The 616-nt window shown below is 45.0% G+C and carries 1 protein-coding gene; it reads left to right on the forward strand.

The features are described 5' to 3' along the window. Window positions 1–38: 38 nt before the first annotated feature. Window positions 39–545, forward strand: coding sequence for a phenolic acid decarboxylase (locus NNN71_RS24910; RefSeq protein WP_064541301.1), 507 nt, complete (start codon window positions 39–41; stop codon window positions 543–545). Window positions 546–616: the final 71 nt, after the last annotated feature.

A 616-nucleotide genomic window follows, 5' to 3' on the forward strand; every position in this document is an offset into this window, starting at 1 on the left:
GCAATAAGATCTCTGCATCGACACAAGGAGATTTAATTATGAGCAACTTTGATAAACATGACTTGAGCGGCTTCGTGGGTAAACATCTGGTCTATACCTATGACAACGGCTGGAACTACGAAATTTATGTGAAAAACGACAACACTCTGGATTACCGTATCCACAGCGGTATCGTGGCGAATCGTTGGGTCAAAGACCAGCAGGCCTACATCGTCCGTGTGGGTGAGAGCGTATATAAAATTTCCTGGACCGAACCGACCGGTACCGATGTCAGCCTGATTGTGAACCTCGGCGACAAACTGTTCCATGGCACCATTTTCTTCCCACGTTGGGTCATCAACAATCCGGAAAAAACCGTCTGCTTCCAGAACGATCACATCCCGCTGATGAATTCGTATCGTGATGCGGGCCCAGCGTATCCGACTGAGGTGATTGATGAATTCGCTACCATTACCTTCGTTCGCGACTGTGGGGCGAATAACGATAGCGTGATTGATTGTGCTGCCAGTGAATTACCGAAAGATTTCCCGGCGAATTTACGCTAAGTATTAATACTGTCCTGAATATTCTTTATTACACTAATATTCAACGAAGGTTAATTTATTCTGATTATAAA

The sequence above is a fragment of the Kluyvera sp. Awk 3 genome, assembly GCF_028069715.1.
Classification (GTDB): Bacteria; Pseudomonadota; Gammaproteobacteria; order Enterobacterales; family Enterobacteriaceae; genus Kluyvera; species Kluyvera georgiana_A.

Coding starts and splice junctions, on each gene's coding strand:
- NNN71_RS24910 (WP_064541301.1), top strand. CDS start 39: ATGAGCAACTTTGATAAACATGACTTGAGCGGCTTCGTGGGTAAACAT.